This is a genomic window from Sutcliffiella horikoshii, assembly GCF_008180725.1.
Taxonomy (GTDB): Bacteria; Bacillota; Bacilli; order Bacillales; family Bacillaceae_I; genus Sutcliffiella_A; species Sutcliffiella_A horikoshii_B.
In genome coordinates, this window is sequence record NZ_VTEV01000003.1 from 513,461 (window position 1) to 537,191 (window position 23,731).

A 23,731-nucleotide genomic window follows, 5' to 3' on the forward strand; every position below is an offset into this window, starting at 1 on the left:
CTCCTCAGCTCACGCAAAGGCCTCTGAAAAAGTCTTTGAATTTAGATATTATTTAGACTCCGCTGTGGATTTCCGCAAATGGCTTCGCTTTCCTAGGGGCTGACGAGAGCCTCCTCGGCTTCGCCTGCGGGGTCAGAAGTTTACCACTACCTCCCGCCGGAGTCGAGTGCCTTCCGATCCAATCCACTCATTTTTATGAACTTATGAAGCTTTTGCGAGTTGTTTTTTATCTGCTTGGTTGATCATCAGGATGAACACTAGTCCGCACATGGTTAGAAGGCCGAAGAACAAATAGACATGTGCAACGGAATAGTACTCTGCAATAAAGCCGCCAAAGAACGTACAGAACCAACTGCCTAACCCATTACCGATGGCAGTGTATAGAGAAACCGCCGTTGCACGAGCAGAGGTTGGGGCGATATCCCGTACAAACTGCAGCGCTGCAGGTATGAAGAGGCCAACAGAAAAACCTTGGGCAATCGTAGTTGCATACACCACATACAGTGGCGGTTCAAAGAAATAAAGCACCCAACGAATCATCGCAATGGACGCCGCACTGATCATGATTGTATGAAGGCCAAAGCGCGCAATCCACTTGCCTGCCACCCTCATAAAAGGGGCCTCACTTCCGGCAGCAAGTAAGAAGGCAATCCCTACTCCGGTAACAGTGCCTCCTATATCAGTAATAAACAGGCCAAAGTAAAAGTTGTTGGCAAATACGGGACCGAATACAAGAAAAGTTGTTACAAGGAACATCACAAACTTAGGCAACTTCATGAGCGTTCCGATACCATCACGGACATTGACACTGATTGTCTGACTTTCCTTCGGTAAAAAGCTCGACACGACCGTGCCAATCAATAAAGCTATCGCAAAGGTAAAGAATATTACTTTTAAGGAGAAGAAATCAGAAAGCCATCCCGCAACTAGAACAGCCACAGCAAAACCTATCGCTCCCCATAACCTGATGGAACCATAATTCCCTTTTGTCCTTTGAACATAATTAAGGGTAATGCTGTCTGAAATGGGTACAAGGGCGCTTTGCGTAACAGCCAACAGAAACGCGACAGCCAGCAAGGCGCCATAGCTCTCCATAAATGAAAAAGCAATACCTGTTACTGCTGTAAGAAAAAGCGTCCAAAGCAGGATCTGTTTTGGTTTTTGGGTATAGTCGCTAAAGACTCCCCACAATGGTTGTACGAATATCATCACAACAGGACTGATCGACATGATCATCCCGATTTGGGATCCACTCAGCCCCACATCTTCTTTCAAATATACGGTTAACAATGGGAATAGAGCCCCAAAGCTGAAAAATGTTAAAAAGTAAAAACTGTAAAAATAGCGAGTTGTTTTGTCTTTTATTGAGGCATTACTCATGATTTATCCTTCTTTCTTCTCGTCAAATAAAGGAAAAAGTAAAAGGCTACCGCCCCATAGGGAAGTAACCTTTACATTCTACCATAATTATATTTCGGATAAATATGTTATTTTGCTAATTCATGGATTGCTTGTGCATAAATGGCCGTCGCCTTGATGAGGTCCTCAATGAAAATATGTTCATCTTTTTGATGCGCCACATCCTCCCTGCCAGGAAATAACGGACCAAAAGCTACACCAGCTTCAAGCGATCTGGCATATGTCCCGCCACCGATGGACAATAATTCCGCTTTATCTCCAGTCTGTTCTTCATAAACCTTTTGAAGAGTTTGGATAAGCTTGTGATCCTGTGGCACATGGTGTGCAGGGGAAACATTGAATTTTTTCACGTCAAAGCCATACGCCTCTGCCTCTTTACGCAACTGCTCTTCCACTTTCTTCGTATCGCATGTAACAGGAAAGCGAATGTTTACCCCTAAAGTGCCGATAGATGCTTCGCGGTTATAACGGAAAACACCTGTGTTGATGGTTAGGTCGTCGGTAATCTCGTCGTGGAAATTGATGTTAAGCTTTTTCCCACGTGAATCAAATGCAAGCTTTTCACTGATAAAACCGACATAAGATGCGCCAATTGCATCTAATCCTACAGACTGGAGGAAGGACGCTAAGTGGTATCCTGCATTTGTCCCATTGTCCGGCTCCATCGCGTGAGCGGACACACCTTTAATGCTAAGGAACAAAGCATTGCCTTCCTTCGTATAGCCACCCTCGATACCTTTTTCTGAAATGTATTCATTAAAAGCGTGCGTGATTTCTTCCATTTCTTCTGTCACTTCAAGTGACGCTTTAGCATGATCTGGCACCATGTTCAATCGGCGACCTGAATCAAACGTTAACAAGGTGACATTTGAAGATGGCGTCTCACCTTTGAATTCAAACCCTAGCTGAATATCACCTATTCCTTTTTCCGCATAGATGATTGGGAAGTCCGCGTCAGGAGCAAATCCCATAGTAGGCATTTCTTCATGTTTAAAATAATGATCGACACACTGCCAGTTGCTTTCCTCGTCTGTACCGATAATGATGCGTACACGTTTAGATAGAGGTAGGTCCAGCTCTTTTACTATTTTTAGAGCATAATAAGCCGCCATTGTAGGCCCTTTATCATCCATCGCTCCTCGTGCGAAAATTTTTCCGTCACGGATGGAAGCACTGAACGGCTCATCTGTCCAGCCGTCTCCCTCTGGCACTACATCAACATGACATAAAATTCCAACTAATTCTTCACCCTGGCCATGTTCGATATGTCCTGCATAATGGTCGACATTTTTTGTAAGAAAGCCGTCCTCTTGCCCTTTATGTAATAAATATTGTAGCGCCTTTTCTATTCCTTTGCCAAAAGGGGTCTTAGGGCTCGCTTCTTCTTCATTCAGCACACTGTTGATTTGTAAAAATTCCTGTGTATCTTTTATCAAGGATTCTTTTCTTTTCTCTACTTCTTCCAACCAATTAATATGTCCCATTTAATTATCACCTCATTAGAAAATGAAAAAGCGTATTCATCATAAGCACAAATCCTACCAATCCTACAGCGGGATAGTACAGCCATCTTGTAACAAGATTTTGATAGTGTTCTTGAATCAGCTTCTTCCCCTTATGCATATTCAAAAATGGATGTCCCACCAATTCATCATATACTATATTTAACCACTCTTTTAGAAAAAAGAAAAACGCCATAAACAAGCCAAATGGAAGTTTTTAAAGCAATGGAATTAAACTCGGAAAAATATCATAAATCATGGCTGCAACGCATATTAATGTAAGGAAAATATAGGCTAGGATCGTCCTACGGTTTGGACCAATCAGTCCCACCATCTCACCTTTTGACACTGTAAAATCAATATTCTGCACGACAGACATTTCATCATCATACCCTGCTTTTTCTAAATGTAATGTGAGTAATTCCATATAAGCTCTCTCCTCTCACCTGTTTCATACGATGTTTTAGGTCAAAAGTTTCATATTTTTCAAAAAATTACTAGCAGAATATTGTCGAGTAGTGTAAAATAATGTATATAGACTCATAATCCAATCATTTACTCTTAACACATCCAAGACTAAATGTTAATATTGTGTAAATTGCATCATTATTCTAGAATTTTTTCCACAAAATCGTGTACAATATAAACTAACTTAATACCTAACACCTATCATTAAGAATTTAGCGAGTAGTACCATGTTAAATACCGGATAAGGAGTGGTTTTTTGAAGCCTTCAACTAACCGTATGCTAACCCGTATTAAAGCCGTCTACATGTTTATTCATGAAAAGGGAACTGTCTCTACACAGCAGTTGGTCGATGAATTTGGGATTACTCCCCGAACCGTCCAGCGTGATTTAAATGTGCTGGCATTTAATGACCTGGTTCAAAGTCCAACGAAAGGTAAGTGGACTACTACGCAGAAAAAAGTTAGGTTGACTTCATAAGACTACATATAACATTAATCAGACCATAATAAAGCCCCATTCCTTTTTTACTCGGAATGGGGTTCTTCGTTTTTATCTTCGCTGCAATAGTTCCAACTCTTCATCCGTCAGCTCACGGTACTCTCCAAGCTCTAGGTCCTCATCAAGCTTTAATTCTCCCATACTCAAACGCTTCAGGTAGGTAACCGTTTTTCCAACTGCTTGGAACATCCTTTTCACTTGATGGAACTTTCCTTCAACGATGGTAATCTCGATTTGAGATTCCGGACCAGCCTCAAGTATCTTCAGTTCAGCAGGCAAGGTTTCATAGCCATCATCTAAGGTGACCCCTTCTTTGAACGCTTCAATATCCTCTACTGTTACCTCACCATCAATTTTCGCATAATACGTTTTCGGTACATGTTTTTTCGGGGACAACAACTGGTGTGCAAGCTGCCCGTCATTTGTCAGAATAAGTAGACCTTCTGTATCTTTATCCAAGCGTCCAACTGGGAATGGTTCAAACATCTTATCCTCTTCTTGCAGGATATCCACTACGGTTTCTTGGCGGTAGTCTTCCGTTGCAGATAATAGTCCAGGTGGCTTGTGCATCATCAAGTAAATGAACTCACGGTATTCCACGATATCATCATGGACAGTTACCTCCTGCACCTCCGGATCTACATGCACCTTCGCATCCTTTACCACTTTTCCATCCACTTTTACCACACCAGTTTTCAAAAGCTTTTTCACTTCTTTTCGCGTTCCAAAACCACTGTTGGCAAGCATTTTATCCAATCTCATACTTTGTGTCGCTCCTTTCATAGGGAAAGAGGCCCCTTTGACTTGAGACCTCTATCCTCTTTCTTGTCTATTTAAAAATGAAAAACGGTTTCCGAACAGATACATTAATAAATTACTTCTGTAGCTGAGTAAGAAGTAGATGCCGGCTCCCACTAGACCACTGACAGCCACTACGATGATGGCTTGTATGCGACCTTCGCTATATGGGACAACGCCTTCTAATAATTGAAGCACTACTAGGACTGCAACAATCATGATTCCGTTGAAGATGGTCATGAGAAAACCACGTCTTAGTACCATGGAGTAATCAAATTTAGTAAACTTCTTAATAGCCCATAGATTTATCACAACACTGGCTGTATAGCCAATTGCCGTGGCAACAATAGAACCTTCCTCACCCATCAACAGGATAAGCGGATAATTCAGGACCAGTTTCAATAGCAGTCCAATCGCAAGTCCTACAACCGTATATTTCTGTCTGTTGATGCCTTGTAATACGGAGGCGGTGACTGTGAAAATTGCCAATGGTATAGCGGTCGGCGCATACCAAGTCAATAGCTGTCCACCTAAAGGATCATAAGAGAAGAATGCGGCATAAGCTGGACCTCCAAGAAGGGATAGTCCAATACAAGCCGGGACAGTCAAGAAAAGCAATATTTGCAATGTCACACTAAGCTGTTTTTGCAAACTTTGATGCTGTCCATTAATAAACGATTTTGTTATGGCAGGAAGCAGACTCAAGGCAAAAGCTGTCGCTAGTGTAATCGGAATCATGATTAATTTTTGACCGTAAGTATTGATGATTCCAAAAGCGGTATCTGCATATGTTGCAGTAAATCCTGCTAACACCATTGCATCATTGAAAGAAAATGTATCTATTAATTGATAAAGAGGCATCGCCAATCCAACGAAGACGAATGGCATTGCATAAGAAATTAATTCCTTATACATATTTTTATAAGAAAGTTCCACTGTCTCTGGGTCTTTTTCCAGCATGGAGTCCAAATTCTTTTTCCGACTATACCAGTACCAAACTAATACGACAAGACCTCCAATGGCACCGATAAAAGCAGCAAATGTTGCAAAGCCAATTGCAACAGTCATATCCCCATTTAAAACTTCCAGTATAAAATATAGACTTCCCAATAGGAAAACAATTCTTACTAGTTGTTCTACAACTTGTGATATTGCAGTTGGTCCCATGGATTCATACCCTTGAAAAAACCCACGAATCAAACTCATAACAGGAACCACCAGCAAAGCCACGCTTACCATTCTAACGACAAATGTAATATCTTCATAACTATGCTTACCTTCTTTTATGATCATAGGAGAAAGATATGGCGCCAACAGAAACAACGTTAAAAATGAAACCACTCCTGTAATACTCATGATCATAATACCCGAACGGAAAAGCTTCCTCCCCACACTATACTCACCCAAAGCATTATACTTTGCGACAAACTTGGAGACTGCGAGTGGTACTCCAAGTGTAGCGATGCTTAAGAAGACAGAATATATCACATAGGCATATGAATAAAGAGCTCCACCATCATTACCAACCATGGCATGAAAAGGAAAAATATAAACTAGACCGAGTACCCTTGACAGCATTGTTCCCACTGTCAAAATCAAGGTACCTCTCAATATATTAGATGTTGACATAAAATCCCTACCTACTATTTGTAACTTTTTGTCTAACCTTTGTATTTTAGCACACTTCTTATTGCAGAAGCACTATTTTACCATCCCGCCAGTAAACTTCTAGAGAGTGAAATCTTTGGAAAAGATAGATATGGCGTGTCGTCTTTCAAATTTTCCAGGTGTTCTTTGGTTACAACCAGTGTGAATTCGGCATTTGCATCAGCGTCCAGTAAGAGCACACCTGCTTCTTTTTGACTGAAGATAAGCCCGAATTCTTCTTCATTATTTAGGCGTATACAAAGAACATAAGCATTCATCTCTTTTTCATAGAGCCATGTATACGAGAATTTATGTATATTAGTGTTCATTTTTACTGGAATGGTTGGGACGGAAAGCAACAGGACTGGGGTTCCATTTTCCTCAGTCCAACCACCGTCATATGGAATATGTGCTTCTGAAAGATTCGGTGAATATGTCATAGGATACCCCTTTTCTTTAATGTAATCTACTTGAAATCATACGGAATGTAGCTCTTTTTGTCCAACAAGAGATTAGAGGGTATAATAGTCAACATGTACGCAAAATATAGTTGGTTGGTGAAAAAATGAAATACGATGTAATTATCATAGGCGGCGGTCCATCAGGGCTTATGGCCTCCATCGCTGCAGCAGAACAAAAAGCAAGAGTATTACTGATTGATAAAGGAAATAAACTTGGGCGGAAGCTTGCCATTTCAGGAGGCGGCCGCTGTAATGTGACGAACAGGCTTCCTGTAGACGAAATCATCAAACATATCCCTGGTAATGGGAGATTCTTATATAGCGCATTTTCGGAGTTTAATAATGAAGATATCATCAAATTTTTTGAAAAGCTTGGGATACAGTTGAAGGAAGAAGATCACGGTAGAATGTTTCCTGTTTCAGACAAAGCACAAAGTGTGGTTGACGCGCTGTTGAATAGAATGAAAGAGTTGCGGGTGGAGATGCGAACCAATACTTCTGTAGACACGGTGGAATATGATGAGGAGCGTACCCGTGGCGTGTTGTTAAAGACCGGTGAATTTTTGGAGTGCAGTTGTGTAGTCATCGCTGTTGGTGGAAAATCCGTGCCACATACCGGTTCTACTGGTGATGGATATCCTTGGGCACGCAAAGCCGGGCATACCATTACCGATTTATTCCCGACAGAGGTTCCGTTAAATTCACAAGAAAAATTCATACGTGATAAAAGATTGCAAGGTCTGTCCCTGCGTGATGTAGCTTTAAGTGTCTTAAATCCTAAAGGAAAAGTGGTAAAAACACATCAAATGGATATGATTTTCACTCACTTTGGAGTATCCGGGCCTGCAGTTTTACGCTGCAGCCAATATGTTGTAAAGACAATGAAGAAATTCGGTGTGGATCGAGTAACGATGAATTTGGATGTTATGCCTTCATTAAATGAAGAACAAGTATTTCAGCAGCTCTACAACGCTTTGAAGGACGAACCAAAAAAAGCCATTAAGAATGTGCTTAAAGGGCTTGTACCTGAAAGATATTTATTATTTTTGTTGGAAGTTTGCGGGATTGATGAACAGGAGATCGGCGCAACCTTGGCTCACGAAAAAATAAGGGAACTTGCAAAAATGTGCAAACAGTTCCGTTTTGAAGTATCTGGAACCCTTTCCATTGAAAAGGCATTTGTAACCGGAGGCGGCGTTTCTGTGAAAGAAGTTCATCCGAAAGAGATGTCTTCCAAAATGAAAGACGGTTTATACTTTTGTGGAGAAGTACTTGATATCCATGGATATACTGGTGGTTACAATATCACCTCGGCCTTGGTGACAGGAAGACTTGCAGGCCTGAACGCCGGGAAAAAGGCGGCAAGCCTACGTCGTTACTAGTAATACGAAAGACATTACAAATGCTAGTCCTACTCCATACATGCCAAACTCGTTGATAAATGATTTACTTTCTTCTTGAAGTACCTCGTTTTGTGTGTGGTGGTTCATAGTGAATACATCCTTTCTGTTTTAGTTTCTGTTTATATGACCTGTTACTAATTAGACGAGTAGTGTTACAAAAATGTTTCAATTATTTATGAATTATTTTAGATATTTATCAATACCCACAAAAAAGAACCTGATAAACATCTTTTAGGGAAGTTTTCAGGTTCTAAATATTACCATCGCTGAAAAGCAATAAATCTGGTCATCCTCGTCGTTGATACACCCAACTTGATACTTGATGTCAATTACATCCCTGTCAGACAACCCTTTAAGAAAATCATTAACCGCGTCCTCCAAGTCCCGCTCATGCTCCTCATCAAAAACCCTAATCTGCACCAACCCCGACACCCTCCTTATAGCCTGGTGTATAGATAGCTCGTATTCTATTACTATGTATAGGTGGAAAGTTTCGGTTTTATACTTTGGTTTGGGGGAAATGGAGAAAAAATGAGAAAAAAAACCCTTTGGGGGTCAGACCCCCAAAGGGTTTTTGCTCTTTACGTCGAATATAATAGAGTTAGAGAATTTTATTGATTTGAAGGGGTAATGTGAGTGAAAGAAGTTTGGATTTCAGAAGATGGAGATTTTAGTGAAATAGAGGGTGATGGGTTTTATCGTTTTTATCTTTATAGGATTGAAGATGTGGATTATCAGGAAGAAAACAAGCAGTTGCTTTTAGATTTTATTGGGAAGCTTAATATTTTCCCTTTAAATGTATTGGTTGAAGGATATGATGAGGAAGAAAAAATGAGGCGGATTTTTGAAGGCTTGGGTTTCTCCTATTCGGTTGACTATTTTACCGATAAGCGAATGTATTCCACGGGAGGCAAAAACTTTACCTATCATCCCCCATTTTTTCAAATCGAAGCCTCTTCCATAGAAGAGCTGCAATTAATCATGACAGAAACCTACCACCTAGCAACACAAAATCAATTTTACGGTATATCGTTTAAAAATATCGTTCAACTTATATCTCGAAATGGCTACTCTTTTCCTAAGCTATGTAGAAATAAAGATATTGCCGCGTTGAAGGTGAGCCATGATGGGCAAGGGTTCAATTTTTATTCAAATATGAACTCTCTACAGAATATGGAACAAGTGATTAACATGCTTCCACAAGGATATGTCGTAACCCAAATAAACGATTGTGTGATTGAAAAATAAAAGGAGCTTCGCTGTTAATGAGCGATGCTCCTTTTATGTTTAGAATCCAAGCAATTGCATGCTCCCAATGTATATAGCGATTGCTGAGATAATCAGTGATATTTTGTTGAATTTGAAGAATGAGATAGGTGGCCTTTCCTCCCGAAGGTCCCCCACTACTTCATTTATGAAATCCTTATCGGCAAAATTTTGGAATTCCACCTCCAAACCACTTGTTTCAAGATCTTTCCACTTTATTTTGATGGTTTGATTAGAGTCATCTAAATAATACTTCGTGATATAGTTGCTGCTGATATAATCTTCATTTGCTTTGACGTCTTTATTAAAAGAATATCTTTTGTCGTTAAGTTTCTTCTCTAAAATATCCATGACTTTCTGGGGTTCATACTTCTTTATATGTATCTCGTCTTTTTTTCTTTGCATGATCATTATGATAAATGGCACAAGTATTGGACTTAGTGCCAAAAAGAGAGAGTTAATATCCCAATATTTATTAGAAGTCGTGTAAACCAATAATCCAAGTGTTATGAGCCCTGTAATTAGTATTCCTTGAAATCTATTACCAGTGGAAATCTTTGAAACTCCTTTTTGTTGGAAGTTTGTAATTGCATCCATGAAGAGTAATGCACCTATCATAAGAAGAAAAAGTGGAAAAATGTTTTGGTCGATGAAGTCCATGGTTGATGTGGCCTCCTTTCTGGCGGATGGTGTATATATCAATATACGACTGAGTTTGGGAATGGTTTCAAGTTTTTATAAGAAGTGGGGTGAGGTTGTAGGTGCGGGATTTGGTGTTGCCTTCTCCTTTTATTTCTAATTTCTTTAACAACCTTCTAATAATATACTTATCCTCAATACGTAAAAATCTCTTCAGCTCCCTCATAGTAATTTCAGAGCTGATTAATAAAGCGTAATCTTTCAGAGTTTCAACATATGCATCACCTGAAATCAATGAGCAAGTAGTACATTTCCATTTCCCATGGATTTTTCCCATCACTACATGAGGAGAACAATTTGGACAAAATACTCCTGTTCTTATGTCTATCGGTCTAACTTTATATTGTTCAATCGGAGAGCTTTGAAGCGGAGTATGATCTTTAATTAATAATCTGGAAATTTTGTTTAAAGTTTTTTTATCGTAGTAATGGGTTGAATTTCTTTTATAGAGTGGGATTACTTTTTCGGAAAGAGCCGGACTTTTTATCACATGTTTTTCTACAATGCTTGGGGAAGAGAGGACTTTTACGATAACTTTTGGGTTGGTTAACACAACCAGCTTTTCACAAGGGGCCTTTGGGAGATTTTTATGTTTCAACCATGAAGTCAGTTTAAAACACTGGTTGCTAACTTGAAGTATGGGGTCTTGTAAAGCTTTAAGCGGCTTATCCTCTACCTCTTGTATAAGTTGATTGTTTTTAGGATCAAAGTATATGATTCCTCGTAAATATTTTACCTCGAGGAGTAAACAAAAATTTGAAAATAAAATAAGAGTATCTATTTGAAAATGAGAGTCTCTATATGGGAGCCTTAAATCATGGAAGATATAATATGGGGTGTCTGTTTCGGGAAGGAGTTTAAGGTAATAATCGAGAGACTGTTCGCCATAGATACCTGCTTCTTTTATACCTAGTTCCATCAATAAATCTTCGTATTTATCGTGGTTTGGATGTACCCTCCTCTTCATTGCTCTTAAAATTTGCGCTCTTAAGGGAATTGTTCTTTGTTTTTTTATCAAAAGATCACCTCTACTTTGGTATGCCATTACAATTAGACACCGTTATACATAATTCCTCCTTTTTCTACACAAAAAATTGAAACGAATATTCTGTATAAACCACGAAGCATCTCACTTCTGTTGTGATTGTAACTTTTCAAAGCGTTATTGTAACTTTTTCCAATGGGATTGTGACTTTTTTGATCGGTATTGTAACTTTTTCACTAGTTATTGTGATATTTCGAATTGCGGTGCAAGATACCTCCTTACTCCCCCCCCCCGTTGCAAGCCCTAATTACCTATTTTTTAGAGAACCCAACCCCCAATTACCTACTTTCAAAAAAACCAAAAAAACCACCAACCAGCGGCCCATTTCTCGCCCACTGGTCAGTGGTCTCACAAGTATCAAATTATTCTACGTCGCCTTCCCACTCTAACATGCCGCCTTCCATGTTGCGGACTTTGTAGCCTTGGTCTTGCAGGTAGTGGCAGACGTTTTCGCTGCGGCGACCAGAGCGGCAGATTACAATGTATTCTTTGTTTTTGTCTAGCTTGTCCAGGTTTTCTGGGATATCACCCATGCGGATGTGTTCTGCTTGTTTGATTTTGCCCATTTCGATTTCTTCGTCTTCGCGGACGTCGACGAGGTGAAGTTCTTCGCCTGCGTCAAGTTTCTTCTTCAACTCATCAGTGGTAATTGTTTGGATTTCTGACATGTGTGAAAACCTCGATTCTATGTAGTGTAATGTAATTACCTCTATTTTAACAAAAAGAAAACAAGACTGCCAAACCGGACGGCGGCAGTCTTGCATTTATCTATGATTAGTTCGCTACAATATTCACAAGCTTCCCTGGAACAGCAATGACTTTGCGTACTGTTTTGCCTTCGATGCTTTCTTTTACCGTGTCATCGGCAAGAGCGATTTCTTCCATTTTTTCGCGGGTAGCGTCGGATGGAACGTAAAGTTTCGCTTTAAGCTTACCGTTTACTTGGACCACGATTTCGATTTCATCTTCTACTAGTTTGGATTCATCGAATGTCGGCCATGCCTCATAAGTGATAGTGCCTTCGTTACCAAGCTTTTCCCATAGTTCTTCTGCAATATGTGGGCAGACTGGTGAAAGCATTTTTACGAAGCCTTCGACGTAATCTTTAGCAATGGTGTCTGCTTTGTACGCTTCATTGATGAAGACCATCATTTGTGAGATAGCCGTGTTGAAGCGCAAGCCTTCGTAGTCTTCCGTTACTTTTTTCACGGTAGCATGGTACGTTTTCTCTAATGTGTCTTCTTCTGTCACTTCCACAACTTTGGAGCTTAATTTGCCGTTTTCTTCCACAAACAATCTCCACACACGGTCAAGGAAGCGGCGGGATCCGTCTAGTCCGTTGGTGGACCATGCGATGGATGCTTCAAGTGGTCCCATGAACATTTCGTATAGACGAAGTGTGTCGGCACCGTGGGATTCCACGATGTGATCAGGGTTTACGACATTCCCTTTGGATTTACTCATTTTTTCGTTATTTTCGCCAAGGATCATTCCTTGGTTGAAAAGTTTTTGGAATGGCTCTTTCGTTGGAACCACACCGATATCGTATAAGAATTTATGCCAGAAGCGAGCGTAAAGTAAGTGAAGGACGGCGTGCTCTGCTCCACCGATGTAGATGTCGACCGGCAACCATTCTTTTAGTTTTTCAGGGTCAGCTAATTTATCGCTGTTTTTCGGGTCGATATAGCGCAAGTAGTACCAGCAGCTTCCGCCCCATTGCGGCATAGTGTTTGTCTCTCGACGGCCTTTTTTACCTGTTTCAGGATCTACGACATTCACCCAGTCCTCAATGGCAGCAAGCGGGGATTCGCCTGTACCTGATGGTCGGATCTCAGATGTTTTCGGTAATACAAGCGGCAGCTGATCTTCCGGTACCGCTGTTGTTGTGCCATCTTCCCAATGGATGATTGGAATCGGCTCGCCCCAATAACGCTGACGGCTGAACAACCAGTCACGAAGGCGGTAGGATACTTTCTTTTCGCCTTTTTCGTTAGCTGCTAACCAATCGATCATGTTGGAGATTGCTTCTTCTTTTCCAAGACCATTCAAGAAATCGGAGTTAACGTGCTCCCCGTCGCCTGTGTATGCTTCTTTGGTAACATCGCCACCTGCAACTACTTCTATGATTGGAAGCTCGAATTTAGTTGCGAATTCCCAGTCGCGCTCGTCATGCGCCGGTACTGCCATGATGGCACCAGTCCCGTAACTCATCAACACGTAATCGGCAATCCAGATTGGCAATTTCTCTCCGTTAGCAGGGTTTACTGCGAAAGCACCAGTGAACTCACCGGATTTTTCTTTGGAAAGCTCGGTACGTTCAAGGTCGCTCTTGCTTTGAACTTTTGCGATATACGCTTCTACTGCATCACGCTGTTCATCAGTTGTGATTTTTTTCACCAAAGGATGCTCAGGAGCAAGTACTGCGTATGTTGCACCGAAAAGTGTGTCTGGACGTGTTGTGAAAACGGTGAAGTTCTCATCCGTACCGTCGATGCTGAAATGTACATTCGCACCTTCTGAACGTCCGATCCAGTTGCGTTGCATATCTTTTAAGCTTTCCGGCCAATCCAATTCGTTTAAGTCTTCCAATAGACGATCTGCGTATTCGGTAATTCTAAGGATCCATTGTCGCATTGGACGGCGTTCTACCGGATGACCTCCACGTTCGGATTTCCCGTCAATTACTTCTTCGTTTGCTAAAACTGTACCTAATGCAGGGCACCAGTTTACTGGAACTTCATCCACATATGCCAATCCTTTTTCGTAAAGCTTTAAGAAGATCCATTGTGTCCATTTATAGTACTCGGGATCAGTTGTGTTTACTTCGCGATCCCAGTCATAGGAGAAGCCTAGGGACTTGATTTGTCTGCGGAATGTGTTGATGTTTTGTTCCGTAAATTCTGCTGGGTCGTTTCCTGTGTCTAAAGCATATTGCTCTGCAGGTAGACCGAATGCATCCCACCCCATTGGATGAAGGACGTTTTGTCCTTGCATTCGCTTCATACGGGACAGGATATCTGTTGCTGTATATCCTTCTGGGTGACCTACGTGCAGGCCTGCTCCAGATGGATATGGGAACATGTCTAGTGCGTAGAATTTTTCTTTCCCTTTTTCTTCTTGCGTTTTAAATGTTTTGTTTTCTTCCCAATACTTTTGCCATTTTTGTTCAATGGACTGATGTTGAAATGACATCTTTTCTTCCTCCTGTTAACTCAAATAAATACAAAAAACCCCTCATCCCAATAAAGGGACGAGAGGTTTGAATATACTTAACCTACCGCGGTACCACCCAGATTATTATCACAAATATGATAATCACTCGAATCCTTAACGCGGATGATACGGCGAAATATTACTGCCTTCCATTTAGAAGGGTTCACACCTGCTACTCCAAGGCGAGTTCATGTCCGATCGTTTGTTGACTTCCACCACCCGTCAACTCTCTATGCTCGTTTCGTCCACTACTAATCCTTTTCAACGTAAAAGTTTTAGTTGTTAGTTTGTATTGTAATGAATTTAGTAAAAAACTGCAAGGGGTATTTTCACTAATATTCATTATGGACGTTTTTTGAAATAGTATACAGCAGCTTACTTTTATTGCACCGTATACCCACCATCAATCACGACTGCCTGACCGGTAACGCCGCCAGCAGCGTCACTGCTTAAGAACATTGCATAATCGGCTATTTCTTTTACATCTAGCAGTCTCCGCTGTGGAACCAATGGGTAAATGACTTCTTCCAGCACTTTTTCCAAAGGCACCTTTCTTGTTTCTGCAAGATCCTTCAATTGACCTCGGACAAGCGGAGTATCGACATAGCCAGGACACAGTGCATTGACAGTGATTCCATCTGCTGCCCCCTCTAAGGCAGACACCTTTGTCAGACCAATCACTCCGTGTTTTGCACTGTTATATGCCGCTTTCCCGGCAAATCCAACCAAGCCATTAATGGAAGCCATGTTCAATATCCTTCCGAATCCTTGAGCTTTCATTACAGGAAAAGCATGCTTTGTCGCGACAAATGGTGCGACGAGCATCACGCGAGTAAGGAGCTCAAACTTTTCAGTCGGGAAGTCTTCCAACATAGAAACATATTGAAGTCCCGCATTATTAATCAATACATCCAACCTTCCGAATTCAGAAACCGTTGCATCAATTGCAGATTTGAGCTCTTCTTCAGACGTTACATCGCAACGCAATCCTCTAGCTGTCAAACCAAGGCGATTTAATCCTTCTCCGGCCTCCACGACATTCTCTTCATGCAGATCCGTCAGCACGACCTTTGCACCAGCTTCGGCAAATTGTTTTCCTATTTCGTATCCTATTCCTTGGGCTGCTCCCGTAATGAGAACAACTTTATCTTTTACCACTGCTCCAAACTCCTTTCAGGAAAAAAATATTAGATTCCTAGTCCCATAGAGAATAATGCGATAGCAATAGCCAATCCAATCAACGGAACGATGACCGTCAATGCTGCAACTGGCCCATATGCCGCCTGATGCGTTTCCCCACAGATTGCTCGGACGGTCGTTACAACATAACCGTTATGTGGCAAGGAATCGAGCGCACCGGAAGAAATTGCAACAGTACGGTGAAGTGCCTCGGGATTTACGCCCATGTCCATATAATGTGGGGCAATTAATGGCAAGGCAATTACCTGGCCGCCAGAAGCTGATCCTGTCATACCTGCGATTACGCTGACTGCAATTGCTGCACCTATTAACGGGCTGCCCGGGATGTTGGTCATTGCCTCAACGACCGTGCCGAATGCAGGCACCGCTTTGGCGACTCCGCCAAAACCTACTACTGCAGCAGTGTTACCGATAGCAATCAAAGCACCCATTGTCCCTTCTGAAATTGCATTCCAAAAATCCTTAAAGTATTTTCTGCCAAGTACATAAGTTGTGATGATACCGCCAAGTAAAGCGATAATTAGAGCAGATTGCTTCAAATCATCATGGAAAATGAAAGAGATAATTAAAACTACTGCTAATGGAATAAAACTCAATAAAGGATTCGGAAGTGGCCTATTTCCATCAATTGTAGGGTCACTATCTCTAGAAACAAACGTCTCTCCTCGACCAACCGCTTTGGTAATCATTCGTTTCAACCACCAATATCCGAAAATCATCATAAACACCGCAACAAGCACACTTACTTCCCAACCTGCATATGGGGTTGTATCCAAGTACGGAATTGGAATCCAGTTCTGAATTTCTGGAGACCCTGCAGAAGTCATCGTAAAAGTTACAGATCCAAATGCCAGTGCAGCCGGAATAAATCGGCGCGGCAAGTTAGCTTGTTTGAACAAGCTGATTGCCATTGGATAAACGGAGAATGCAACAACGAACAAGCTTACTCCTCCGTAAGTTAAAATCGCACAAGCAGCAACAATAGCTAGAACAGCAAATTTCATGCCCAGCTTATCCACAACCAATCTGGAAACGGAATCTGCCGCTCCGCTATCCTCCATTACTTTTCCGAAAATGGCACCAAGCAAGAACATAAGGTACCAGGAAGTCACAAAGGACGAGAAGCCGCCCATATAACTACTGACAAAGTTGACTTCCCCTTCAGCTACTAGTTGTGGAAATAACGGCATTCCACTTAAAAGAGCGACAAATAATGCTGACAGAGGACCTACTACAAGAAGGTTCATCCCTCTCATCGTTAAAAAAATTAATAATGCCAAACCACCAATAAGACCGATCATGCTCCACATTTTTCTTTCCCCCTTTTTCTCCTTTTGGTAAACGCTTACAAAATGTCGTAAACTTTTTACCTATTATTTTTCTTTCCGTATTTATCAATGCAAGAAGCGTGCCAACTAAATAGTTTAATTGTTTCAATATTTCGAACAAAAAGTTTTTCCGGAAATCTGGACAAAACAGACGAACTGCTATAAAACAAAGGAGTCCAGATATCTGGAATGTTTTCCGGAAATCTGGACTCTTAAACCAAAAGTCTTGATGGCTATTTTATCTCGTATTTCTTTAACTTTTCATAGAGGCTTGATTTACTAATACCAAGTTGTTTCGCTGTAATCAACTTGTCCTGTTGGAACTTTTCTAACGTTTGAAGGATAGCCTGTCTCTCTGCATCCTCTAACGTTTCTTTTAACGGTTTGGAGCCAATTGGAATGGTATAGGAATCTCTTAAGTAATCTGGAAGTGCTTCCGATGTCAGTTTTTCACCTTTGGATAAATGTACAGCAGCTTGAATGACATTTTCAAGTTCCCTTATATTCCCCGGCCACCTGTAACGCAACAATGCATTAAGTGCTTCCTCAGTAACAGATGTCACCCTTCTACCTGTCCGTTTACAAATCTTTTGAATAAAATGCTCAACAAGCAGCGGAATATCTTCCGTTCTCTCTCTTAAGGAAGGAATTTGAAAAGGTATAACATGAATGCGATAATAAAGGTCCTCTCGGAACCGCTTTTCTTCCATCATCTTTTCTAGCGGTCGGTTAGTCGCTGCAATCACACGCACATTCACTTGTATCGGCTTTATAGCACCAACCGGCTCCACTTCTCCTTCTTGCAAGGCACGCAAAAGCTTAATTTGCATAGGCAGGGACATGTCCCCAATCTCATCAAGAAACAGCGTACCACCATCAGCAAGCATAAATTTCCCCTTTTTCCCGCCTTTTTTGGCTCCTGTAAAGGCTCCTTCTTCATATCCAAACAATTCGGATTCCAAAAGATGCTCTGGGATCGCAGCACAATTCAATTTGATAAAAGGCATTTGACTTCGGTCGCTTAGCTGATGGATGCTATGCGCAAACAGTTCCTTTCCCGTTCCGCTTTCTCCCCTAATGAGGATGGATACATCACTTGCGGCAATCTGCTTTACCTTCTCTTTTAACAGTTTGATAAGCTTTGAGTTTCCGATAATATCCTCTAGCGTGTACTTCACACCTGTTTGTTGCTCGTATTCTTGTAGATAGTTTCGGATTCTCCCGAGCATGCTTTTCACATGACTGTTCATTTTATCCCATTCACTAGTGTCCCTGAAAATTACCGTACCATATGCACCAATTACTTCACCGTTTTTATTAAAAATAGGCACACGATTGGCTATCATGTAGTTTCCTCTTATATATTGAAGGTCGGCTAGCTCTTCCTTTCCCGTCTTGACCACTTCATGCATCCTGGTGTTTTCTATGACTTGTGTTACGTGCTGTCCTATGACTTCTTTATTGTCTACCCCGATAAAATCACAATAACTATCATTCATGTAGATAATTTTACCTTCATGATTGACCACCACGATCCATTCAAAAGCGTTGGCAATAATGGTATCCATCATTTCATCTGTAAGTAAGCTTTCTTTTACTCCCATCTATACCCCTCCTGCTTATCTGAAATAAATATATCACAAAAATCAGATAGTAATGAGAGCGATTTCATAAATAAAATAAAGCCGATGAAGCGAAAGTACTTCATCGGCTTTATTTCATGTAGGTTCTGATCAGCAATTACATACCATGACTACATTACCATCGGGATCTTTAATGTTAAACCACGCTGTCTCTCCTACCCACTCTATCTCCCGTGTCACTTCAATGCCTTTTGATTGGATATATTGATAAGCTTCATCAATGTCTGGTGCATAAAAATTGAATAAAGGTGCATTGCTCGGAACATGCTTAAATCCTGGATCAAAGGTGTGATCATCTAGTGTCAACGAACTGCTTCCTACTAAGGGGATGTTGTACACAGGCGATTGTACCAATTCTGGGTTGAGGTCCAACCCAAGTAGATCAGAGTACCACTTAGCGGATTTACTTAGATTAGATACGTGAATAAACACACCATTCATTTGATTTTTAATTGGCAATGTTTTTTGCATGTTTCTTCGCCCTCCTTTTAGGTTCACTTGATTACTATTCGGTATTTTATGTAAAATCCCTTTGAAAATTTGGAAGCTTGTAAGCAATAATGAAAACCGAGCAATTGGCATTTCTATTTATCTTATAAACTTTTGCTTATTAGATAAACGTCGCTGTTGATTTCCGCAAATGGCTTCGCTTTCCTAGGGGCACTGCTGGAGCCTCCTCGGCAAGCCTGCGGGGTCTCCACCTAGCGCTATCTCCCTCAGGAGTCTTCGCCTTTTGCTCCAATCAACAGCTATAAATTTCGAAAACTAAGAGTTAATGCTTTATCAGTTAATCTAGATAAATACCTCTTCATAAACCCTTCATTGAATGAAGTCATCTTGTTGATTGGAGTGGAAAACGCGTAGACGCCCGTAGGCAAGCGAAGCGCCTGGAACAGAGATCAACTATATTAAACTCTTCCTCAATTAACAAAAAAACCAATCCCACTCATTAAAGAGCAGGGTTGGCCTGTATTATTTTCTTACACCATTACTTTGCAGATATCATTTGTAAACTCAACAGGATCTTCAAGTGGCAAACCTTCAATCAATAATGCTTGGCTGTACAATAGGTTTGTGTACAACGCAAGTTTTTCACGATCTCCCTCATGCGCACTTTTCAACGCAGTAAACACTTCATGGTTTGTGTTTATTTCCAGTACCTTATTAGCCTTGATATTTTGGTTATCCGGCATCGCACTAAGGATTTTTTCCATCTCAATGGTTACTTCTCCCTCAGTTGAAAGGCAGACTGGATGTGTTTTTAAACGCTTAGATACCTTAACCGCTGAAACTTTATCAGCAAGGATCTCCTTCATCGCTTCAAACATTTCTTTGTTAGCTTCTTGCTCGGATTCCGTTTGCTTGTCATCTTCTTCAGATTCAATTCCAAGATCGCCGCTTGATACGTTTTTGAACTCTTTCTCTTTGTAATTCATCAGTATCTTGATAGCGAACTCATCAATATCTTCTGTAAAATAAAGCATTTCATATCCTTTATCCGATACAAGCTCTGTTTGAGGGAGCTTTTCAATTCTTGCTTTGGACTCACCCGTTGCATAGTAAATATACTTTTGGTCCTCTTTCATGCGGGAGATATACTCATCTAATGTCACAAGTTTTTTCTCTGTGGAAGAATAGAACATGAGCAAGTCTTGTAACTGCTCTTTGTTAGCTCCATATTCCGCATAAACTCCATACTTTAATTGACGGCCGAACGCCTCAAAGAATTTCTCGTATTTCTCGCGCTCGTCTTTCATCATGCCAAGCAAGGCACTCTTAATTTTCTTTGCCAAGTTCTTCGCGATGAACTTCAGCTGACGATCTTGCTGCAGCATTTCACGAGAGATGTTAAGGGAAAGATCTTCAGAATCTACCAACCCTTTCACAAAACTGAAATGGTCAGGCAGTAAGTCCGCACACTTGTTCATAATTAGTACGCCACTCGAATATAGCTCCAACCCTTTTTCGAATTCTTTAGAATAGTAATCGAATGGGATACTCTCTGGAACATATAAAATAGAGTTATAGCGAATTGTACCATCTACACTAATATGAAGATGCTTTAACGGCTTGTCGAAACCATAGTGCTTTTCATGATAAAATTTCTCATAATCTTCATCAGTCAATTCTGATTTGTTTTTACGCCAGATCGGCACCATGCTGTTAATGGTTTGCTCTTCTGTTACTTCTACTAGTTCCTCTTCGTTGTCCGCTTTCGGTTTGGACGTCGTAACATCCATCTTAATTGGGTAGCGAATAAAGTCGGAATATTTTTTGATGATGGACTTTAATCTGTACTCTTCAAAGTACTCGTCATAGCTTTCGTCTTCTGTATTTTCTTTTATTTTCAAAACGATTTCGGTACCGACAGAGTCTTTTTCGGCAGGCTGAATTGTATACCCATCCGCACCTTCTGATTCCCATCTGTACGCCTCATCGCTGCCAAGTGCTCTACTTGTCACCGTCACTACATCCGCAACCATGAATGCCGCATAGAAGCCAACACCAAATTGTCCGATGATGTCATGTCCGTCTTTGATTTCATTTTCTTTTTTAAATGCCAAGGAACCACTTTTTGCAATAACACCAAGGTTTGCTTCTAGCTCCTCTTTTGTCATCCCAATACCTGTATCCACAATGGTTAAGGTTCTGTTTTCTTTATTTGGGATAACTTTTACAAAATAGTTGTCTTTTTCGAATGTAAGAGAATCATCTGTTAATGCGCGATAATAAATTTTATCCATTGCATCACTTGCATTGGAGATGAGCTCACGTAGAAATACCTCACGTTGGGAGTAGATGGAGTTGATCATCATTTCTAGCAGTCGTTTAGATTCAGCTTGGAATTCTTTTTTTGTCATGTTCTGATTTCTCCTTCCAAATATGTATGACTATATTTTAGCACTCTCAAACGACGAGTGCTAATACTCTATAAAATAATTATCATATTTGGATATTTTATGTCAATAGAAATGGACGAAAAAACGGTGCGATTCGATTATTTGAATCACACCGTTTAGTTGCTTGTTTAGGATGCACTTTTAGACAACTCAGGTACATTTGTTGCAGAGGCTTTTAATTTTCGATCATAAATGGAAGTGGTGAAAATGGCGATCAGCATAAAGGCCATCAGCACTCCAAACAACATCCCCATGCCGGAGAGGTCCACCAATACTCCACCCATGAAAGGTCCAAGCATTCGTCCTCCTGTTGCCGTTGAGTTCACAATTCCTTGATAGAATCCTTCACGCCCCTTTGGAGCAAGCTGATTCGCGACAGTTGGAACTGCCGGCCAGACAAACATCTCTCCAATTGTAATAATGATCATCGCTACTACAAAGGCTGTGTATTGTTCTGCTACGCCAACGACTGCAAAAGAAATAATGAAGATAACCAAACCGACGATGATTTGTGTTTTCAGCGTTTTGGTATATTTTTTGACAATCCACGAGATGATAGGTTGCGCCAACACTATCAATGCCCCGTTGATCGTCCACAAAATGCTGTACTGTTTAAGGGAAATGCCAAGCGATTGAGTATGTGTAGCAATGGTCGTCTGCCACTGGACATAGCCCATCCAGCACAGTAAATAACCGATACATACCGTTAACAAAGCGTAAAGTTTAGTATGATCTTTTATTTTGCGCTTTTGATCCAACACCGAAGTCTGGCTAGTAGGGTTTGCTTGGATTTTCCGATAACCGAATAATGCTATAGTGAAAAAGACCGCATATGTGACCGTATTCGCTAGGAATATGTAGTCAAAGCGGATGTCTGCAACAAGTCCACCTAACGCAGCTCCAATTGCGACTCCGAGGTTTTGCGACACATACATGGCATTAAATGCTTTGCGCCCTCCCTCTTTCCAGACAGAACCGGCCATTGCATACATGGATGGAAAAACAATACCGGAACCGAAACCGATGATGGTGAGATACACCACATAAAAAGTCCACGAGTGATTGATGGTCATCCCAATTAATGCTGTGATGGTGATGGTAATCCCCAACAGTATCGACCGGTAGCCACCAATTTTATCAAAAAGGATGCCCCCGATCAGGTTACCAATGACACTTGCTCCGGCATTGACCATCAAAACAAGGCCCGCTACAGAGAGAGATTTTCCAAGTATGTCATGAATGTATATTGTATTTAACGGCCATAAAAAAGAAGCCCCTGTTACGTTTATTGCCATTCCAATAACTAATAACCAAAGGGCTCTGGGCATTTTTCGCATCACTGCATGCCCTCCTTCAACCAATTATTTCGAAATCCAAAATAATTGTAATCCGTTTTGAAGGGAGTTTCAATATAAATATCTTGAAATTTGAAAGTGTATGTATTCTGACTTTTGGGATGAGCTGGAGGGGGATGGTGATTATTAGAGCGTTATTGTAACTTTTGCAGAGGTTATTGTGACTTTTGAAAAGTGGATTGTAACTTTTTCAGAGGTTATTGTGACTTTTCCGAGGGTTGTTGTGACTTTTTCAAAGTGGATTGTAACTTTTTCAAGGGTTATTGTGACTTTTGCAAAGACTATTGTAACTTTGCACATTTTTATCTAGTATGCGGACAGAATGCAACATTTCTCACTTATCTAGAAGACTCAAATTGCATGTAAAAAAGCAGCACTAAGGCTGCTTACTACTCGTTTTCGCTATGATTTTTAGAACGGACAGGCTGGGACTTTTTCAGATTTTTTTGCTTTACTTCCCTTACCGGATTATATTCTGCTCCCATTTCGACTGCAGTGTTCTCTGCATTTCTCGTTTTTTGTTCCGGGTTATTTTGCTTAGAACGTTTTTTCATTGATGGTAGCCTCCCTTAATGTCTCAATAAAGTCATTTCATTTTGCAGGTTTTGCAATTGAAGACGCATGCGGTTCAATTGCTCACGTTGCTGTGCGTTACAACTTTGGGAAAGGTGCATTAAGTCATTATACGTTGCCTCAATCTGCTCTTGAGCGCTTGTAAACTCTGTATCATTGTAGTGTTCCAATTGTTTTGCTTCTGTGTACTGTGCATGTGCATTGCGCAATGCATCTTCACATTGCTGTATAAACTGTTCAACCGATTCTCTTGTTGCCATGATTCCATTCACCCCACATTTTTTCTGTGTACTCGGCTTTATTTTGCTCATT

General features: G+C 40.9%; 23 protein-coding genes and 1 other annotated feature. Of the genes, 3 read left to right on the forward strand and 20 right to left on the reverse strand.

The window, feature by feature from the left end; translation table 11 throughout:
- Window positions 1-201 precede the first annotated feature (201 nt).
- The 3 genes from FZC76_RS09375 to FZC76_RS23435 form a co-directional block, all read right to left on the reverse strand.
- Window positions 202-1,380 carry an MFS transporter gene (locus FZC76_RS09375; RefSeq protein WP_148987949.1) on the reverse strand — a complete coding sequence of 393 codons (1,179 nt, stop codon included), beginning with the start codon at window positions 1,378-1,380 and terminating at the stop codon, window positions 202-204.
- A gap of 107 nt (window positions 1,381-1,487) precedes the next feature.
- Window positions 1,488-2,903, reverse strand: coding sequence for a dipeptidase PepV (gene pepV, locus FZC76_RS09380; RefSeq protein WP_148987950.1), 1,416 nt, complete (start codon window positions 2,901-2,903; stop codon window positions 1,488-1,490).
- Window positions 2,904-3,138: 235 nt separating this feature from the next.
- The gene (locus FZC76_RS23435; protein WP_262372511.1) at window positions 3,139-3,348 is read right to left on the reverse strand and encodes a hypothetical protein; all 210 of its coding nucleotides are present in this window, start codon (window positions 3,346-3,348) and stop codon (window positions 3,139-3,141) included.
- A 297-nt stretch (window positions 3,349-3,645) separates the two neighbouring features.
- Here FZC76_RS23435 and FZC76_RS09390 point away from each other — a divergent pair, with 297 nt between their 5' ends.
- Window positions 3,646-3,867 (forward strand): DeoR family transcriptional regulator, encoded by a 222-nt coding sequence (locus FZC76_RS09390; RefSeq protein ID WP_010195377.1) that lies wholly within the window; start codon window positions 3,646-3,648, stop codon window positions 3,865-3,867.
- Between the two features lie 72 nt (window positions 3,868-3,939).
- On the opposite strand, the gene FZC76_RS09395 is transcribed toward FZC76_RS09390, so the two are convergent.
- The 3 genes from FZC76_RS09395 to FZC76_RS09405 form a co-directional block, all read right to left on the reverse strand.
- Window positions 3,940-4,650 (reverse strand): pseudouridine synthase, encoded by a 711-nt coding sequence (locus FZC76_RS09395; RefSeq protein WP_148987951.1) that lies wholly within the window; start codon window positions 4,648-4,650, stop codon window positions 3,940-3,942.
- 51 nt (window positions 4,651-4,701) lie between these two features.
- On the reverse strand, window positions 4,702-6,315 hold the full coding sequence (locus tag FZC76_RS09400; RefSeq protein WP_148987952.1) for a putative polysaccharide biosynthesis protein: 1,614 nt from the start codon (window positions 6,313-6,315) through the stop codon (window positions 4,702-4,704).
- Between the two features lie 77 nt (window positions 6,316-6,392).
- Entirely contained in the window at window positions 6,393-6,773 is a 381-nt protein-coding gene (locus FZC76_RS09405; RefSeq protein ID WP_148987953.1) for a hypothetical protein, read from the reverse strand.
- Window positions 6,774-6,898: 125 nt separating this feature from the next.
- Between FZC76_RS09405 and FZC76_RS09410 the strand changes: the two genes are divergently transcribed.
- Entirely contained in the window at window positions 6,899-8,176 is a 1,278-nt protein-coding gene (locus tag FZC76_RS09410; RefSeq protein ID WP_148987954.1) for a BaiN/RdsA family NAD(P)/FAD-dependent oxidoreductase, read from the forward strand.
- Here the strand turns inward: FZC76_RS09410 and FZC76_RS23440 are convergent.
- Entirely contained in the window at window positions 8,162-8,284 is a 123-nt protein-coding gene (locus tag FZC76_RS23440) for a hypothetical protein (RefSeq protein WP_262372513.1), read from the reverse strand. The two genes, FZC76_RS09410 and FZC76_RS23440, sit on opposite strands and share 15 nt — an antisense overlap.
- A gap of 156 nt (window positions 8,285-8,440) precedes the next feature.
- The gene (locus FZC76_RS09415) at window positions 8,441-8,620 is read right to left on the reverse strand and encodes a sporulation protein Cse60 (RefSeq protein WP_148987955.1); all 180 of its coding nucleotides are present in this window, start codon (window positions 8,618-8,620) and stop codon (window positions 8,441-8,443) included.
- Window positions 8,621-8,833: 213 nt separating this feature from the next.
- Here FZC76_RS09415 and FZC76_RS09420 point away from each other — a divergent pair, with 213 nt between their 5' ends.
- Entirely contained in the window at window positions 8,834-9,445 is a 612-nt protein-coding gene (locus tag FZC76_RS09420) for a hypothetical protein (RefSeq protein WP_148987956.1), read from the forward strand.
- Window positions 9,446-9,484: 39 nt separating this feature from the next.
- Here the strand turns inward: FZC76_RS09420 and FZC76_RS09425 are convergent, their stop codons facing one another.
- The 12 genes from FZC76_RS09425 to FZC76_RS09480 all read right to left on the reverse strand — a co-directional run bounded on the left by FZC76_RS09425 (window position 9,485) and on the right by FZC76_RS09480 (window position 23,679).
- The gene (locus FZC76_RS09425) at window positions 9,485-10,123 is read right to left on the reverse strand and encodes a hypothetical protein (protein WP_148987957.1); all 639 of its coding nucleotides are present in this window, start codon (window positions 10,121-10,123) and stop codon (window positions 9,485-9,487) included.
- Window positions 10,124-10,190: 67 nt separating this feature from the next.
- Window positions 10,191-11,180: a nuclease-related domain-containing protein gene (locus FZC76_RS09430; protein ID WP_187442010.1), complete on the reverse strand. Its 990-nt coding sequence runs from the start codon at window positions 11,178-11,180 to the stop codon at window positions 10,191-10,193.
- A 389-nt stretch (window positions 11,181-11,569) separates the two neighbouring features.
- Window positions 11,570-11,875, reverse strand: coding sequence for a rhodanese-like domain-containing protein (locus FZC76_RS09435; protein WP_148987959.1), 306 nt, complete (start codon window positions 11,873-11,875; stop codon window positions 11,570-11,572).
- A gap of 106 nt (window positions 11,876-11,981) precedes the next feature.
- Window positions 11,982-14,399: a leucine--tRNA ligase gene (leuS, locus tag FZC76_RS09440; protein WP_148987960.1), complete on the reverse strand. Its 2,418-nt coding sequence runs from the start codon at window positions 14,397-14,399 to the stop codon at window positions 11,982-11,984.
- A 51-nt stretch (window positions 14,400-14,450) separates the two neighbouring features.
- Window positions 14,451-14,694: a binding site (T-box leader), on the reverse strand.
- Between the two features lie 107 nt (window positions 14,695-14,801).
- A complete protein-coding gene (locus FZC76_RS09445; RefSeq protein ID WP_148987961.1) occupies window positions 14,802-15,578 on the reverse strand; it encodes a 3-hydroxybutyrate dehydrogenase in 777 nt (258 codons plus the stop codon).
- A 29-nt stretch (window positions 15,579-15,607) separates the two neighbouring features.
- On the reverse strand, window positions 15,608-16,930 hold the full coding sequence (locus FZC76_RS09450) for a GntP family permease (RefSeq protein WP_148987962.1): 1,323 nt from the start codon (window positions 16,928-16,930) through the stop codon (window positions 15,608-15,610).
- A 251-nt stretch (window positions 16,931-17,181) separates the two neighbouring features.
- Window positions 17,182-18,552, reverse strand: a complete 1,371-nt coding sequence (locus tag FZC76_RS09455; protein ID WP_148987963.1) for a sigma-54 interaction domain-containing protein — start codon at window positions 18,550-18,552, stop codon at window positions 17,182-17,184.
- 129 nt (window positions 18,553-18,681) lie between these two features.
- Window positions 18,682-19,062, reverse strand: coding sequence for a VOC family protein (locus FZC76_RS09460; protein ID WP_148987964.1), 381 nt, complete (start codon window positions 19,060-19,062; stop codon window positions 18,682-18,684).
- 509 nt (window positions 19,063-19,571) lie between these two features.
- Window positions 19,572-21,452 (reverse strand): molecular chaperone HtpG, encoded by a 1,881-nt coding sequence (gene htpG / locus FZC76_RS09465; protein WP_148987965.1) that lies wholly within the window; start codon window positions 21,450-21,452, stop codon window positions 19,572-19,574.
- A gap of 167 nt (window positions 21,453-21,619) precedes the next feature.
- Window positions 21,620-22,819: an MDR family MFS transporter gene (locus FZC76_RS09470; protein ID WP_187442020.1), complete on the reverse strand. Its 1,200-nt coding sequence runs from the start codon at window positions 22,817-22,819 to the stop codon at window positions 21,620-21,622.
- Window positions 22,820-23,235: 416 nt separating this feature from the next.
- Window positions 23,236-23,400 (reverse strand): glycogen biosynthesis protein GlgD, encoded by a 165-nt coding sequence (locus tag FZC76_RS09475; RefSeq protein ID WP_148987966.1) that lies wholly within the window; start codon window positions 23,398-23,400, stop codon window positions 23,236-23,238.
- Between the two features lie 15 nt (window positions 23,401-23,415).
- A complete protein-coding gene (locus FZC76_RS09480) occupies window positions 23,416-23,679 on the reverse strand; it encodes a YtzC family protein (protein ID WP_010195299.1) in 264 nt (87 codons plus the stop codon).
- Window positions 23,680-23,731 lie beyond the last annotated feature (52 nt).

Excerpts from the sequence above, each read along its gene's own strand:
- FZC76_RS09450 (WP_148987962.1), bottom strand. The coding sequence starts at position 16,930 with ATGTGGAGCATGATCGGTCTTATTGGTGGTTTGGCATTATTAATTTTT.
- FZC76_RS23440 (WP_262372513.1), bottom strand. The coding sequence starts at position 8,284 with ATGAACCACCACACACAAAACGAGGTACTTCAAGAAGAAAGTAAATCA.
- FZC76_RS09405 (WP_148987953.1), bottom strand. The coding sequence starts at position 6,773 with ATGACATATTCACCGAATCTTTCAGAAGCACATATTCCATATGACGGT.
- FZC76_RS09410 (WP_148987954.1), top strand. The coding sequence starts at position 6,899 with ATGAAATACGATGTAATTATCATAGGCGGCGGTCCATCAGGGCTTATG.
- FZC76_RS09425 (WP_148987957.1), bottom strand. The coding sequence starts at position 10,123 with ATGGACTTCATCGACCAAAACATTTTTCCACTTTTTCTTCTTATGATA.
- FZC76_RS09435 (WP_148987959.1), bottom strand. The coding sequence starts at position 11,875 with ATGTCAGAAATCCAAACAATTACCACTGATGAGTTGAAGAAGAAACTT.
- htpG (WP_148987965.1), bottom strand. The coding sequence starts at position 21,452 with ATGACAAAAAAAGAATTCCAAGCTGAATCTAAACGACTGCTAGAAATG.
- leuS (WP_148987960.1), bottom strand. The coding sequence starts at position 14,399 with ATGTCATTTCAACATCAGTCCATTGAACAAAAATGGCAAAAGTATTGG.
- FZC76_RS09475 (WP_148987966.1), bottom strand. The coding sequence starts at position 23,400 with ATGAAAAAACGTTCTAAGCAAAATAACCCGGAACAAAAAACGAGAAAT.
- FZC76_RS09395 (WP_148987951.1), bottom strand. The coding sequence starts at position 4,650 with ATGAGATTGGATAAAATGCTTGCCAACAGTGGTTTTGGAACGCGAAAA.
- FZC76_RS09480 (WP_010195299.1), bottom strand. The coding sequence starts at position 23,679 with ATGGCAACAAGAGAATCGGTTGAACAGTTTATACAGCAATGTGAAGAT.
- pepV (WP_148987950.1), bottom strand. The coding sequence starts at position 2,903 with ATGGGACATATTAATTGGTTGGAAGAAGTAGAGAAAAGAAAAGAATCC.
- FZC76_RS09375 (WP_148987949.1), bottom strand. The coding sequence starts at position 1,380 with ATGAGTAATGCCTCAATAAAAGACAAAACAACTCGCTATTTTTACAGT.
- FZC76_RS09460 (WP_148987964.1), bottom strand. The coding sequence starts at position 19,062 with ATGCAAAAAACATTGCCAATTAAAAATCAAATGAATGGTGTGTTTATT.
- FZC76_RS09455 (WP_148987963.1), bottom strand. The coding sequence starts at position 18,552 with ATGGGAGTAAAAGAAAGCTTACTTACAGATGAAATGATGGATACCATT.
- FZC76_RS09400 (WP_148987952.1), bottom strand. The coding sequence starts at position 6,315 with ATGTCAACATCTAATATATTGAGAGGTACCTTGATTTTGACAGTGGGA.
- FZC76_RS23435 (WP_262372511.1), bottom strand. The coding sequence starts at position 3,348 with ATGGAATTACTCACATTACATTTAGAAAAAGCAGGGTATGATGATGAA.
- FZC76_RS09470 (WP_187442020.1), bottom strand. The coding sequence starts at position 22,819 with ATGCCCAGAGCCCTTTGGTTATTAGTTATTGGAATGGCAATAAACGTA.